The 13495-nt window shown below is 71.1% G+C and carries 9 protein-coding genes; 4 read left to right on the top strand and 5 right to left on the bottom strand.

All coding sequences use genetic code 11. The annotated features are described in order from the left end of the window. Positions 1-634: 634 nt before the first annotated feature. Positions 635-3403, bottom strand: coding sequence for a DNA polymerase I (gene polA / locus ERL55_RS14435; RefSeq protein ID WP_129137052.1), 2769 nt, complete (start codon positions 3401-3403; stop codon positions 635-637). Positions 3404-3512: 109 nt separating this feature from the next. On the opposite strand from polA, the gene ERL55_RS14440 reads away from it, so the two are divergent. After that, on the top strand, positions 3513-3827 hold the full coding sequence (locus ERL55_RS14440; RefSeq protein WP_206733332.1) for a DUF2782 domain-containing protein: 315 nt from the start codon (positions 3513-3515) through the stop codon (positions 3825-3827). Between the two features lie 35 nt (positions 3828-3862). Here ERL55_RS14440 and gnd read toward each other — a convergent pair whose 3' ends face one another. Together gnd and ERL55_RS14450 are read right to left on the bottom strand one after the other, a co-directional pair. Further along, on the bottom strand, positions 3863-4783 hold the full coding sequence (gnd, locus tag ERL55_RS14445; RefSeq protein WP_129137053.1) for a phosphogluconate dehydrogenase (NAD(+)-dependent, decarboxylating): 921 nt from the start codon (positions 4781-4783) through the stop codon (positions 3863-3865). A 290-nt stretch (positions 4784-5073) separates the two neighbouring features. Further along, the gene (locus ERL55_RS14450; protein WP_129137054.1) at positions 5074-6390 is read right to left on the bottom strand and encodes a sialidase family protein; all 1317 of its coding nucleotides are present in this window, start codon (positions 6388-6390) and stop codon (positions 5074-5076) included. A 292-nt stretch (positions 6391-6682) separates the two neighbouring features. On the opposite strand from ERL55_RS14450, the gene ERL55_RS14455 reads away from it, so the two are divergent. From ERL55_RS14455 to ERL55_RS14465, 3 genes are all read left to right on the top strand, one after another. Continuing rightward, a complete protein-coding gene (locus tag ERL55_RS14455) occupies positions 6683-7054 on the top strand; it encodes a DUF2007 domain-containing protein (RefSeq protein WP_129137055.1) in 372 nt (123 codons plus the stop codon). A 267-nt stretch (positions 7055-7321) separates the two neighbouring features. Continuing rightward, positions 7322-9676 carry a Tex family protein gene (locus tag ERL55_RS14460; protein WP_129137056.1) on the top strand — a complete coding sequence of 785 codons (2355 nt, stop codon included), beginning with the start codon at positions 7322-7324 and terminating at the stop codon, positions 9674-9676. A 60-nt stretch (positions 9677-9736) separates the two neighbouring features. Next, a complete protein-coding gene (locus tag ERL55_RS14465; RefSeq protein WP_129137057.1) occupies positions 9737-10135 on the top strand; it encodes a hypothetical protein in 399 nt (132 codons plus the stop codon). A 204-nt stretch (positions 10136-10339) separates the two neighbouring features. Here ERL55_RS14465 and mnmG read toward each other — a convergent pair whose 3' ends face one another. Both mnmG and ERL55_RS14475 read right to left on the bottom strand, forming a co-directional pair. Next, positions 10340-12271, bottom strand: a complete 1932-nt coding sequence (gene mnmG / locus ERL55_RS14470; RefSeq protein ID WP_129137058.1) for a tRNA uridine-5-carboxymethylaminomethyl(34) synthesis enzyme MnmG — start codon at positions 12269-12271, stop codon at positions 10340-10342. A 469-nt stretch (positions 12272-12740) separates the two neighbouring features. Next, positions 12741-13379, bottom strand: coding sequence for a hypothetical protein (locus tag ERL55_RS14475; RefSeq protein WP_129137059.1), 639 nt, complete (start codon positions 13377-13379; stop codon positions 12741-12743). Positions 13380-13495: the final 116 nt, after the last annotated feature.

The raw sequence follows: 13495 nt of genomic DNA on the forward strand, positions 1-13495 counted from the left end.
CCGGTCCTGACGAATGAAGGACGGGAGACTGTGACCGCTGAAGGCACGAGCGTGGCCCGGTTGGAGACGACATCGGGAGTAACGCTGTGCTCCCCGTGCCGAGCCGGCGAATGCAGGAGCCCCGTCGCGTGGAGAAGCGAGGACAACGCCCCCGTGCACGATGGACAGCGGGCGCGCAACGAACCAGGAACACGGTGGCCCTAAGGCACCGTCAGCCGTACGACATCGCCCGGAGTCGGGCGAGGGCCCAATAAAAAGCCCCGCAGGCAGGGGGGGCCGGCGGGGCTCGGGGAACGCGGGCTCGGGGAGAAGCCTGGTGCGTTCCGGGATCACTCCAGGGGAAGGGAGAGATCTGCGACGGACGTTGCATCCGTCGCGGCCTATATGACCACTCCATACATGGATGGTTCGTGAAGATTCCGCTTGGAATCCGCAAATAATTCAGGCTGGGTTTACGCTCCCGGATAGCAAGCCGCGTCATGGATCGCAGGCAGGGTACGCATCCGCTCTCCGCGAGCCCGTTCACCCCGGGGTCCACCCGGCGGCTGCTCGATATCGCCCGGGACCCCAGTGCCCGTCGCGGTGGTCCAAGCGGGGACGGTCCTCTGCATGCGCCCGGTCGCAGCGCCGACTCTCAGTGCGCCTCGTCCCAGTTCATGCCGACGCCGCAATCCACCACCAGCGGCACATCCAGCGAGGCCGCAGCGGTCATCCGCGCGGTGACCCCGGCCAGGAGCGCATCGACGTCGCCCTCCGCCACCTCGAACACCAGTTCGTCGTGCACCTGCAGGATCATCCTGGCGTCCGGCATCGCATCGGCAAGCCACGCATCGATGGTCAGCATCGCGCGCTTGATGATGTCGGCCGCGGTGCCCTGCATCGGCGCGTTGATCGCCGCGCGCTCGGCGCCGGCACGCAGCCCGGCATTGCGCGCGTTGATATTCTCCAGGTACAGCCGGCGGCCGAACACGGTTTCCACATAGCCCTGCTCGTGCGCCTGCTGGCGGGTGCGGTCCATGTAGTCGCGCACGCCCGGGTAGCGCGAGAAGTACAGCGCGATGTAGTCCTGCGCCTCGCCACGGCCCACGCCGAGGTTGCGCGCCAGGCCGAAGGCGCCCATGCCGTACATCAGGCCGAAGTTGATCGCCTTGGCCGCGCGGCGTTCGTTCGAGGTGACCTCGTCGAGCGGGCGGCCGAACACCTCCGCGGCGGTCGCGCGGTGGATGTCGACGCCCGACGCGAACGCCTGCAGCAGGCCCGGGTCCTGCGACAGGTGGGCCATGATCCTCAGTTCGATCTGCGAATAGTCGCAGGCCACGATCCTGCGCCCGGGCGGCGCCACGAAGGCGGTGCGGATGCGGCGGCCGTCGTCGGTGCGGATCGGGATGTTCTGCAGGTTGGGATCGCTCGACGCCAAGCGCCCGGTGGCGGCACCGGCCTGGTGGTAGCTGGTGTGCAGGCGGCCGGTCTCGGGATTGATCATCTCCGGCAGCTTGTCGGTGTAGGTGCCGCGCAGCTTCGCCAGCCCGCGGTATTCCAGGATCACCCGCGGCAGCTCGTGCAGCTCGGCGATCGCCTCCAGCGCCTCCTCGTTGACCGAGGGTTGCCCCTTCGGCGTCTTCACCAGGGTCGGCAGCGCCAGCTCGTCGTAGAGCAGCGCGCACAGCTGCTTGGTGGAATCGAGGTTGAAGCTGCGCCCGGCAAGCTCGGTGGCCTTCTGCTGCGCGGCCAGCATGCGCCGCCCGAGATCCGCACTCTGCCGGCGGAGCTCGTCGGCATCGACCATCACCCCGTTGGCCTCGATGCGCGCCAGCACCTGCACCAGCGGGATCTCGATCTCGCGGTACACGCGTTCCAGCGCCGGCTCGGCGGCCAGCTGGGGGGCGAGCACGCGGTGCAGGCGCAGGGTGACGTCGGCATCCTCGGCTGAGTAGCGGGTGGCGTCGTCGAGGGCGACCTGCGCGAACGCGATGCGCTTGGCACCCTTGCCGGTGACGTCGTCGTAGGCGACCGTGCCGATGCCGAGGTAGCGACGCGCCAGCGAGTCCATGTCGTGGCGGCTGGCGGTGGCGTTGTGGACGAAGCTCTCGAGCATGGTGTCGTCGGCGTAGCCGGCCACGTCGATGCCGTGCCGGCGCATGACGTGGATGTCGTACTTGCCGTGGTGGCCCAGCTTGCGGCGTGCGGGGTCGGCCAGCAGCGGACGCAGTGCGTCGAGCACATGCGCGCGCTCGAGCTGCGGCGGCGCACCGGGGTAGTCGTGCGCCAGCGGGATATAGCAGGCGCGGCCGGGTTCCACGCTCAGGCTGATGCCGACCAGGTTGGCGCGCAGGGCATCGAGCGAATCGGTCTCGACGTCGAAGGCGAATTCCTCCGCCGCTTCCAGCCTGCAGATCCACGCGGCCAGGCCGGCCTCGTCGGTGATGGTCTCGTACTCGCCGGGCCCGGTCAGCGCCGGATCCACCGGTGCGGCCGGTGCCGCGGCGGCGCCACTGCGGGCGAAGCCGGCTTCGGTCGCACGCAGGCTCACCGGGCCATCGCCCGCCGCCGGCGCTGCGCCGCCATCGAGGTCGCGCAGCGCCTGGGTGAAGCCATAGCGCTGGTAGAGCACGCGCAGGGTGTCGGCGTCGCGCCCGCGCAGGGGCAGTTCGCGCGGGCCGCGATCGAGTTCGACGTCGGTGCGGATGCTGACCAGTTCGCGGTTGAGCGGCAGGCGGTCGAGCGCGGCGCGCAGGTTGTCGCCGATCTTGCCCTTGATCGAGGCGGCATTGGCGATCACCCCATCCAGCGTGCCGTATTCGCCCAGCCACTTGGCCGCGGTCTTCGGCCCGCACTTGTCGACGCCAGGCACGTTGTCGATCGTGTCGCCCATCAGCGCCAGCAGGTCGACGATCTGGTCGGCGCGCACGCCGTACTTGTCGACCACCGCCTGGTCGCTGTCGATGCGGCTGCCGCTCATGGTGTTCACCAGGGCGATGCCGGGCCGCACCAGCTGGGCGAAATCCTTGTCACTGGTGGAGATGGTGACGTCGATACCGTCGGCCGCCGCGGCCACTGCCAGCGTGCCGATGACGTCGTCGGCCTCGACGCCGTCGATGCGCAGGATCGGCACCCCGAGCGCCTCGACGATGTCGCACATCGGTTGCAGCTGCGCGCGCAGGTCCTCGGGCATCGGCGGCCGGTTGGCCTTGTAGTCGGCATAGAGGTCGTCGCGGAAGGTCTTTCCTGGCGCGTCGACCACGAAGGCGATGTAGTCGGGTTGTTCCTTCAGCGTGGCGCGCAGCATGTTGACCACGCCGAACAGCGCGCCGGTGGGCTCGCCCTGGGCGTTGGTCAGTGGCGGCAGCGCGTGGAAGGCGCGATAGAGGTACGACGAACCGTCGATGAGGACCAGGCGAGGCATCGGGCGATTCTACCGTGCGGCCCGTGGACGGCCCTGAAGGCCCGCCGGCTCACGGGGCCATGTCGGCGCGCGGCGCATACTTCACGGCCATCCGCCCGTGGAGCACGCGATGAACATCCGATCGACCGCCGGCCTGTGGTCCCTGTCCCTGCTGCTGGCCTTGGGGCTTGCGGCCTGTGCCAGCACGCCCGGCGCCAACGGGCCCGACGGGCTGCCCGCCGACGCGATGGAAACCACCCGCACCGAAGCCAATGGCGACGTCATCACCGAATACCGCATCGCCGGCCAGCTGCGCGCGGTGCGCGTGCAGCCCTCGCGCGGGCCGGTGTACTACCTCTACGACCGCGACGGCGACGGCAGCATCGACAACCGCGAGGGCGACAACCCGCCGGTGACCTACTTCAGGCTGTTCGAATGGGAGTGATGTTCGAATGGCAGTGAGCTGACCGCGGCGCCCGCTCAGGGATCGGTCTCGCCGCGCTCCGGCACGCCGTGGCCACCGAACGCGCCGCGCAGCGAGGCCAGCAGGCGGTCGGCAAAGGCATCGTCGTCGCGCGAACGCAGGCGCGCAATCAGCGCATGGGTGATCACCGGCGCAGGCACGTCCAGCGCGATTGCCTCAGCCACTGTCCAGCGCCCTTCACCGGAATCGGCGACCTGCGGCGCAATGCCGGCAAGCGACGGGTTGCCGCGCAGCGATTCCGCGGAGAGATCGAGCAGCCAGCTGCGGATCACGCTGCCCTGGCGCCAGATATCGGCCAGCGCGGCGAGGTCGAAGCCGAATTCCTCCTTGTGGTGGAGGATCGCGAAGCCCTCGGCGAACGCCTGCATCAGCCCGTACTCGATGCCGTTGTGGACCATCTTGGCGTAGTGGCCGGCACCGGCCGGACCGACCCGGCCCCAGCCACGCCCTTGCGACGGTGCCAGCGTGGCGAACAGCGGCTGCAGGCGTTCGACCGGTGCCGCCTCGCCACCGATGGTCATGCTGTAGCCGGCATCGATGCCACGGATGCCGCCGCTGGTGCCGACGTCCAGCCAGCCGATGTCGTGCTCCGCCAGCCACGCGGCGCGGCGCTGGCTGTCGGCGTAATGGCTGTTGCCGCCCTCGATCACGGTGTCACCGGGCGCGAGCAGCGGCTGCAGCACCTCGAGGGTGGATTCCACCGCGGCGCCGGCCGGCACCATCAGCCATAGCGCGCGTGGCGGCGCGAGCGCCGCGACCAGGGCATCCAGCGACTCCACCGTCTCGATGCCCTCGACCGCGACCGCAGCGGCGGCATCCACATCCGGGTCGTAGCCGACCACCCGGTGGCCACCGCGGCGCAGCCGCAAGGCCATGCCGGCACCCATCCGGCCCAATCCGATCATGCCCAGGTCCATCATCGCGCTCCGTGTCGGGAGAAGCGCATGAGCATGGCGACCGGCGTGTCGACGCGATGGCAGGGCACGTTCAAGACGCCGGATGGAGAGCCCTTCGCGCGGTCAGCGCTCAACCATGTCCGAGGCCGTCACCGCTAGTGCCGCCCACAGGAGCAACCGATCCGGCCGTGTCGCGGGCAGGCTGCCGCCAGGGTCCGAGCGCTCTGTCCACAGCCTGCATGCGTCGTCGCGGATCGGGTGACCTTCCAGACCATGCCGATATGTGGCGCTTTCAGGCAGGTGTGGCTCGCTCAGCCGCCCGCACCCAGCCGCGCGCCGCGCAGCTGCGGCCTGCCGTCGACGACCTCGGTCCACACCAGGTGGGCGATGCCATTGCTGACCGCGAGCTTCGGGAAGCCGGTGCCGCGGCCGTTACCCTGCAGCGTGGCCACCATCGTGCGCTCCAGTTCGCGTGACAGGTCCGGCGTGTAGCGCGCCAGCAGCAGGGTCTGTACGCCGGTTTCCTCGCGCAGCCAGGCGACGTGGACCTGCTGCGTGTCCAGCGCCACCGCCACCCGCCCCTGCACCGCGTCGCCCTCGTCGAGCACCAGCGGGTCGCCGAAGCTGTCACCGCTGTCGGAGCTGCGGGCAAGCCGCACCTGCGGCACGTCGCCCGGCGCGGTGTACCAGGCCACCACCACGTGCTCGCCGTCGGCGGCGATCGCCGGGCCGTTCACCGGGCAGGCCGGCATGTGCCAGTCATCGGCATGCACGCGCCGCGGCGCGGTCCACACGTTGCCTTCCAGCCGGGTCACCAGCACGTCGCGGATCTCGTCGGGGCTGCGTCCGCGGTAGACCAGCAGCGGGCCCTTCGAAGTCACCGCGACATCGGTCTGGCAGCAGTCGCAGACGCGGGTATCCAGGGTGGATTCGAGCACCGGCTGCATCGCGCCATCGAACAGCGCCGCGCGCAGCGACATCGCCCCGTCGCCCGGCGCGGAGGCGGCGTGCCCGCCCTGGTGGCCGGCATGCGCATCGCGCGCCTGGGCGTCGCCCGCACCCGCGGTGGCGCGGCCATCGAGCCAGGCGATGCCCAGCAGCGAATCACCCTGCGGCCACATCGACACGAAGCCGTGCTCGGTGCGGGTGTTGTCGTCGTGCACCACCACCGGTGGCGTCCAGCTGGCACCGCCGTCGCGCGAGCGCGCCAGCGCCACGTCGTAGGCGTACGGTTCCGCGCCACTCTTCTGCAGCCAGTGCGCCCACACCGCGCCATCGGGCGTGGCGAGGATGTGGGGGGTATCGGCCCAGTTGACGAACATGCGGTTGCCCAGCGCGATGGTCTTGGGCGCCACATCCCAGCGCGCGTCGCCCGGCCACCAGTTGGAGAACCGGAACAGGTGCCGGCGCCCGGGTTGCGAGTCGATCCACGACAGCATCACCCGGCCATCCGCGGCCACCGCGAGATCCGGCGCCGAGGTGCCTTCCGCGGCCGGCAGCAGCCAGGGTTCGATGCGCACCGGTGCATCCAGCGTCGCGGCATCGACAGCCTGCAGGCGTGGGGTCTCGCCGCCGCAGGCGGCCAGCAGGGCACAGGACAGCAGCAGGACGGTGGTACGCAGGCGCATGGCGGCAACCGGTTCGACGTGTCGCGGCCAGTATCGCCGACATGGCGGGATGCGCACATTGCACGTTCCGCCGGACAGGGCCAGGGCCGCATCCGGGACGGCGCCGGTTGGCATCGCGAGGCACGACCCGGCAGCACCGCGGGCGCGGATGCGCTTCGCCTGCCCGGCCTTCGGACGATGGCGACATGCGGCACGGACGCGTTGTCGGCGGCACGATGCACGACCGCCGCCGCAGGTCCCGCATGCTTGGCCCTTCGCCGGTCCGAGCCACCGGCTGGCGTAGGCTGTCGGCATGGACATCATCCTCGCCAGCTACACCGATCCGCTGGAAGCACAGATCGCACTGGGCCGGCTGCATGCGGAGGGCATCGACGCACGCCTCGACGATGCCCACAGCGTGCTGGCCAACTGGGAATGGCGGCTGGCGATCGGCGGCGCCAAGCTGCGGGTGCCCGAGGCGCAGGCCGCGCAGGCGCGCGAGGTGCTGGCGGCGATCGAGGCCGGCGCGTTCGCACTCGACGACGGCACGGACGACGGAGGACCGCTGCGTGTTCCCGACCGCGAGAGCCTGTCGGGACGCATCGCGTGGCTGGTGCTGATGCTGTTCAACATCCCGCTGCCCTGGCGGCGCCGACGCGACGACAGCGCGGGACGCGAGTTCTAGGCACCGTGGAAGCGGCGCCTGCGGCGGCGCCCATGGAAGCGTGCTTGCACGCGCCAGGCGGATACGCATCCTGCCCGAAGCCAACGCGGCCCGGCCCGCCCCGCAGCCCGCCCGGACACGCCACGCCATGCCGCGGCGCGACGCTCCCGCAGGAGCTCGATCGACAACCGCTGCGCGGCGCCTGTCAACGGGTTCCGCCGACCTGCCACGACGGCGACAATCCCGGTCCCGGGGCGGTTGCCCCTGCCTGCCGGATCCACCCAGCCGATGTCCGCTTCCTCCGCGCTCGCGCGCAAGATCGCCCAGACCATTGCCGGGGAAATCGGCGCCCAGCCCTCCCAGGTGCAGGCCGCCGTCGGCCTGCTCGACGAGGGCGCGACGGTGCCGTTCATCGCGCGCTACCGCAAGGAAGTGACCGAGGGCCTGGACGACACCCAGCTGCGCACGCTGGAAGTGCGCCTGACCTATCTGCGCGAGCTCGAGGACCGCCGCGCCGCGATCCTGTCCAGCATCGACGAGCAGGGCAAGCTCAGCGACGGGCTGCGCGCCGAGATCGAGGGCGCCGACAGCAAGGCGCGCCTCGAAGACCTGTACCTGCCGTACAAGCCCAAGCGCCGCACCCGCGCGCAGATCGCCCGCGAGGCCGGCCTGGAACCGCTGGCCGATGGCCTGCTGGCCGATCCCTCGCAGGTGCCCGAAACGCTTGCCGCCGGCTTCGTCGATGCCGAACGCGGCGTGGCCGACGCGAAGGCCGCGCTGGAAGGCGCGCGCGCGATCCTGATGGAGCGCTGGAGCGAGGATGCGGGGCTGATCGGCGACCTGCGCGGCTGGCTGGAGGACTGCGGCGTGATCCGCGCCCGCGTCGTCGAAGGCAAGGAGGCCGCCGGCGAGAAGTTCCGCGACTATTTCGACCATGCCGAGGCGCTGGCGAAGATCCCCTCGCACCGCATGCTGGCGCTGCTGCGCGGGCGCCGCGAGGAGGTGCTGCAGCTCGACCTCGACCCCGGCAGCGATGCCGAGGCTGGCCATGCGCAGGCGGAATCGAGGATCGCCCTGCATGCCGGCATCCACGACCGCGGCCGCCCCGCCGATGCCTGGCTGCGCAACGCCTGCCGGCTGACCTGGCGCGCCAAGCTGCACCTGCACCTGCTGATCGACCTGTTCAACCAGGCGCGCGAGAAGGCCGAGGCCGAGGCGATCGCGGTGTTCGGCGACAACCTCAAGGACCTGCTGCTGGCGGCACCCGCGGGGCCGAAGGCGGTGCTGGGCCTCGACCCGGGCCTGCGCACCGGCGTCAAGGTCGCGGTGGTCGATGCCACCGGCAAGCTGGTCGCCACCGACACCATCTACCCGCACGAGCCCCGCCGGCAGTGGGACCAGTCGCTGGCCACGCTGAAGAAGCTCTGCACCGCGCATGGCGTGCAGCTGATCGCGATCGGCAACGGCACCGCCTCGCGCGAGACCGACCGCCTGGCCGGCGACGTGCTGAAGCTGGCGCCGGAACTGAAGATGCAGAAGATCGTCGTCAGCGAGGCCGGCGCGTCGGTGTACTCGGCCTCGGAACTGGCGGCGAAGGAATTCCCCGGCCTCGACGTCTCGCTGCGCGGCGCGGTGTCGATCGCGCGCCGGCTGCAGGACCCGCTGGCGGAACTGGTGAAGATCGAGCCCAAGGCGATCGGCGTCGGCCAGTACCAGCACGACGTCGACCAGTACAAGCTGGCGCGCGCGCTCGATGCGCGCGTCGAGGACTGCGTGAACGCGGTCGGCGTGCACGTCAACACCGCCTCCGCGCCGCTGCTGGCACGGGTGTCGGGGCTGTCGTCGACGGTGGCCGAGAACATCGTCGCCCACCGCGATGCCAACGGTCCGTTCAAGCGCCGCAAGGACCTGCTGAAGGTGGCGCGGCTTGGCGACAAGACCTTCGAGCAGTGCGCCGGCTTCCTGCGCATCGCCGATGGCGACGAGCCGCTGGACGCGTCCGCGGTGCACCCGGAGGCGTATCCGGTGGTCGAGCGCATCGTCGCCGCCACCGGCAAGCCGATCCGCGCGCTGGTCGGCGATGCCGCGTTCGTGCGCACGCTCAAGGCCCGCGAGTTCACCGACGAGCGCTTCGGCGAACCGACCGTGCGCGACATCCTCGCCGAGCTCGAGAAACCGGGCCGCGACCCACGCCCGGGCTTCCAGGCCGCGCAGTTCGCCGACGGCGTCGAGGACATCAAGGACCTGCGCGAAGGCATGATCCTGGAGGGCGTGGTCTCGAACGTTGCCGCCTTCGGTGCCTTCGTCGACATCGGCGTGCACCAGGACGGGCTGATCCACATCTCCGCGCTGGCCGACCGCTACGTCAAGGATCCGCGCGAGGTGGTCAAGGCCGGCGACATCGTCAAGGTGAAGGTGCTGGAGGTCGACGTGGCGCGCAAGCGCATCGCGCTGACCCGGCGCCTCGACGACACCCCGGCGCCGCGCGAGGCGCGCGCCGAGCCGCGGCGCGACGCCGGCAGCCGCGACAGCCGGGGCCCCGGCGCGCGTGGCGCACGAGCCGCCGGCGCGCCGAAACCGGCAGCCGCGCCCGCCAACAACGCGATGGCCGAAGCCCTGCTGCGCGCACGTTCCGGGCGCTGAGCGCGCGGCGTCCACGACAACGGCCCGGTGCCATCATTCGTGGCCCAACGGAGATCCACCATGCTTCCGCTGACCACACTGCACCGCCACCTGCGCTGGATCGCGCTCGCCGGGATCGTCATCAGCATCGTGACGTGGACGCTCGACCTCACCGGGCTGGTCTACACCTGCCCGTACTGCCGCGTGCAGCGTAGCGTGATCGGCCTGCTCGGCCTGGTGATGCTGTGGCCGGACCCGCGCGCCTGGCCGGTGCGCTGGCTGGCCAGCGCGCTCGGCGTGCTGGGTGCAGTGGTCGCGGCCACCCAGCACTTCGGCGGCTGGCGGCGGCTCAGTGCGGGCGAGTTCAAGCTCGCCACGCCATGGGTGGTCGACCCGTTCCTGCTGTCGGGCGCGGCGATGCTGATCATCACCGGGCTGGTGCTGCTGCTGTGGTCGTGGCGGCCGGCGCCGCCGCGCTGACCGGTCAGGCGCCCGCCGCCTTCAGCTCCTCGCGGTAGCGACGGCTGCACGGCACCACGGTGCCGTCGTGAAGGTGGTGGGTCGCGGCCGAGGCCGCTTCCACGAGCCATGCGCATTGCGCGCCAGCACCTCCCGCGCTGGAAGTGCACTCGCGCGCAATATTCGGGCGGGCACCTCGCCGCCGAGCCACTCCCGCACCGGCCTTCAGGCCCGCATGTCTGCCGCCTGTGCGCAGGCGTCGCGCGCGGTGCCAGCACCACGGCGTGCCCGCTCGAGATGCACCAGCAACAGCGAGACCGCCGCCGGGGTCATGCCGGGGATGCGCTGCGCCTGGCCGATCGACAGCGGGCGCACCGTCTCCAGCTTCTGCCGCACCTCCGCCGACAGCCCACGCACCTGCGCGTAGTCGAAACCGGCCGGCACCGGCGTGTCCTCGTGGCGCTGCTGGCGTTCGATCTCGGCGCGCTGGCGTTCGAGGTAGCCGGCGTACTTGGTTTCGATCTCCACCTGCTCGGCGACGTCGGCCGGCAACGGCTGCGGCGGCGCCAGCGCCGGCACCGCGACCAGCGCGGCGTAGTCGAGCTCGGGCCGGCGCAGCAGGTCGAGTGCACTGGTCTCGCGGCGCAGCTCGATGCCCAGGTGGGCGACCGCGTCGCGCCCGGCGGCATTGTTCGGCGAGGCCCACAGCGTGCGCAGCCGCGCGGTTTCACCCTCCAGCGCCGCGCGCTTGGCTTCGAACCGCGACCAGCGCGCGTCGTCCACCAGCCCGTATTCGCGGCCCACCGGGGTCAGGCGCAGGTCGGCGTTGTCCTCGCGCAGCTGCAGCCGGTACTCGGCGCGGCTGGTGAACATCCGGTAGGGCTCGGTGGTGCCGTGGGTGATCAGGTCGTCGATCAGCACGCCGATATAGGCCTGGTCGCGGCGCGGCGACCAGCCGTCGAGTCCGCGCATCGCACGCGCGGCGTTGAGGCCCGCCACCAGCCCCTGCGCGGCGGCCTCCTCGTAGCCGGTGGTGCCGTTGATCTGGCCGGCGAAGTACAGGCCCACGACCTGGCGGGTCTCCAGCGTGGGCTTCAGGCCGCGCGGGTCGAAATAGTCGTATTCGATCGCGTAGCCCGGGCGGGTGATGTGGGCCTGTTCGAAACCGGTGATCGAGCGCACCAGTTCCAGCTGCACGTCGAACGGCAGCGAGGTGGAAATGCCGTTGGGGTAGATCTCGGTGACATCGAGGCCTTCGGGCTCGACGAAGATCTGGTGGCTGTCCTTTTCGGCGAAGCGCACCACCTTGTCCTCGATCGACGGGCAGTAACGCGGGCCGGTGCCCTCGATCTGCCCGGAGTACATCGGCGAGCGATGCAGCGCGCCGCGGATGATGTCGTGCGTGCGCGCGGTGGTGTGGGTGATCCAGCAGGGCACCTGGCGCGGATGGTCGGCGTGGCTGCCCATGAACGAGAACACCGGGCGCGGGTCGTCGCCGGGCTGCGGCTGCATCAGCGAATAGTCGAGGCTGCGGCCGTCGATGCGCGGCGGGGTGCCGGTCTTCAATCGCCCGACCGCGAACGGGCGCTCGCGCAGGCGCGCGGCCAGCGTGGTGGCCGGGGGATCGCCGGCACGACCGGCGTCGTACTGGGTTTCGCCCACGTGCACGCGGCCGGCGAGGAAGGTCCCCGCGGTCAGCACCACCGCGGGCGCCTCGAAACGCAGCCCGGTCTGGGTGAGGACGCCGCGCACCGCATCGCCATCGATCAGGAGGTCGTCGACCGCGGCCTGGAACACGGTGAGCCCGGGTTGCGATTCCACAGCGCGGCGCACGAACGCGCGGTACAGCGCACGGTCGGCCTGGCAGCGGGTGGCACGCACCGCCGGGCCCTTGCTCGCATTGAGCCGCCGCCACTGGATGCCGGCGGCATCCGCCGCGCGCGCCATCGCCCCGCCCAGGGCGTCGATCTCGCGCACCAGGTGGCCCTTGCCGATGCCGCCGATGGCGGGGTTGCAGCTCATCGCGCCCACGGTCTCGATGTTGTGGGTCAGCAGCAGGCAACGCGCACCGGCGCGTGCGGCCGCCAGCGCGGCCTCGGTGCCGGCATGGCCGCCGCCGATCACGATCACGTCGTAGCGGTAGAAGGAGTCGCTCATGCGGCAGGCGTCGGAAAGCCGTCGCGGGCGCCGGCAGCTGGCGCGATCGGGACGGGAATGGAGGGCCGGCTATTGTCGCATCCGCGCCGCAGCGCAGTTGGCACGCTTCGTGCGAACGGTATTCCTGCACCCGGCGAGGCAGCGCCAAGGGGGGCGTGGCTGAGATGGAACAGGGTCAGCCAAGCGCGGACCGGGGAAGCGAAGGGGCCGGATGTCGGGGGACATCCGGCCCCGTTTTTTTGTCCGCGGCGCCGCGCTGGGATGCGCATGGCCCCGGGACTGCGGAGGCGCCGACTCCCGGCGGGAGCGGAACAGGGGGGATCCGGAAGTCCCCCACCGGGAGTCGACATTGAACCGTCGAGGTGGACCTTTACGAAACCTTCACTGAAGGGCGCTTTGCGACGTTGTCCGTCAGTGCGTGGCTAGCTTGCGTCGCGTGGGCGCCCGGCGCAAGGCCCCGGACGACCGTTTATCGCTCCACATTGCGACTCACGTCTCCATCCGACGCTCTCATGACGCGTTCGGGCGCCCGTGGTGCCATCTGCCGGGTCGGCGAACGCACCGGGCGGCTGGAGCCGGCCGGGCGCGGCGCGGCATTGCCACGCTCGTTGCCACCTCGCCACGGCGCTGCGCCAGGGCGCGCCTGCGGTGCGCGCACGCCTTCCGGACGCGGAGCGCCCATCCTGGGCGGGGAAGTGACGCGCTGCGGCCGTTCGCGGTGCTCGACGCGGCGAACCGTGTTGCCGAGGTCTCGCCACGGCGGCCGGCCCGAGCTCTCCTGCGGCGGACGCTGCGGCTGATGGCCATGGCCGGGACGCGGATGGACCACCACCGGTGGGCGGTAGTAGTAGCCCGGGTGGTAGAGATAGCCCGGGCGGCCGTAGTAATACGGGGAGCCGTACCGCACGCCGCCACTCCAGCCACCGCCGTAACGCCCGTAACCGATGCTGCCGTAGGGCACGCCGTAACCGTGGTAGCCGGGATGCACGGCCGCGCCGCGACCGTAGTAGTAATCGCCGCTGCCGCCGCGATAGCCGTAGCTGGTGCAGCCACTGAGCAGCGCCACGGCGAGGGCCGCGGTGGCAAGTCCAAGAACGCGCAGCTTCATGTGACCGCCCCTGTCTGATCGGACCCCAGCTTCGGCGCCGGGCATTGAATCCGTGCTTAACCCTTCCGGCCATCATGCCGGCGCCGTTGCGATAGATGAACCCCACCCCGTCCGGT

Origin of the sequence: Luteimonas sp. YGD11-2 (genome assembly GCF_004118975.1) — a bacterium.
GTDB classification, from domain to species: Bacteria; Pseudomonadota; Gammaproteobacteria; order Xanthomonadales; family Xanthomonadaceae; genus Luteimonas; species Luteimonas muca.

Excerpts from the sequence above, each read along its gene's own strand:
- polA (WP_129137052.1), bottom strand. The coding sequence starts at position 3,403 with ATGCCTCGCCTGGTCCTCATCGACGGTTCGTCGTACCTCTATCGCGCC.
- ERL55_RS14440 (WP_206733332.1), top strand. The coding sequence starts at position 3,513 with ATGAACATCCGATCGACCGCCGGCCTGTGGTCCCTGTCCCTGCTGCTG.
- gnd (WP_129137053.1), bottom strand. The coding sequence starts at position 4,783 with ATGGACCTGGGCATGATCGGATTGGGCCGGATGGGTGCCGGCATGGCC.
- ERL55_RS14450 (WP_129137054.1), bottom strand. The coding sequence starts at position 6,390 with ATGCGCCTGCGTACCACCGTCCTGCTGCTGTCCTGTGCCCTGCTGGCC.
- ERL55_RS14455 (WP_129137055.1), top strand. The coding sequence starts at position 6,683 with ATGGACATCATCCTCGCCAGCTACACCGATCCGCTGGAAGCACAGATC.
- ERL55_RS14460 (WP_129137056.1), top strand. The coding sequence starts at position 7,322 with ATGTCCGCTTCCTCCGCGCTCGCGCGCAAGATCGCCCAGACCATTGCC.
- ERL55_RS14465 (WP_129137057.1), top strand. The coding sequence starts at position 9,737 with ATGCTTCCGCTGACCACACTGCACCGCCACCTGCGCTGGATCGCGCTC.
- mnmG (WP_129137058.1), bottom strand. The coding sequence starts at position 12,271 with ATGAGCGACTCCTTCTACCGCTACGACGTGATCGTGATCGGCGGCGGC.
- ERL55_RS14475 (WP_129137059.1), bottom strand. The coding sequence starts at position 13,379 with ATGAAGCTGCGCGTTCTTGGACTTGCCACCGCGGCCCTCGCCGTGGCG.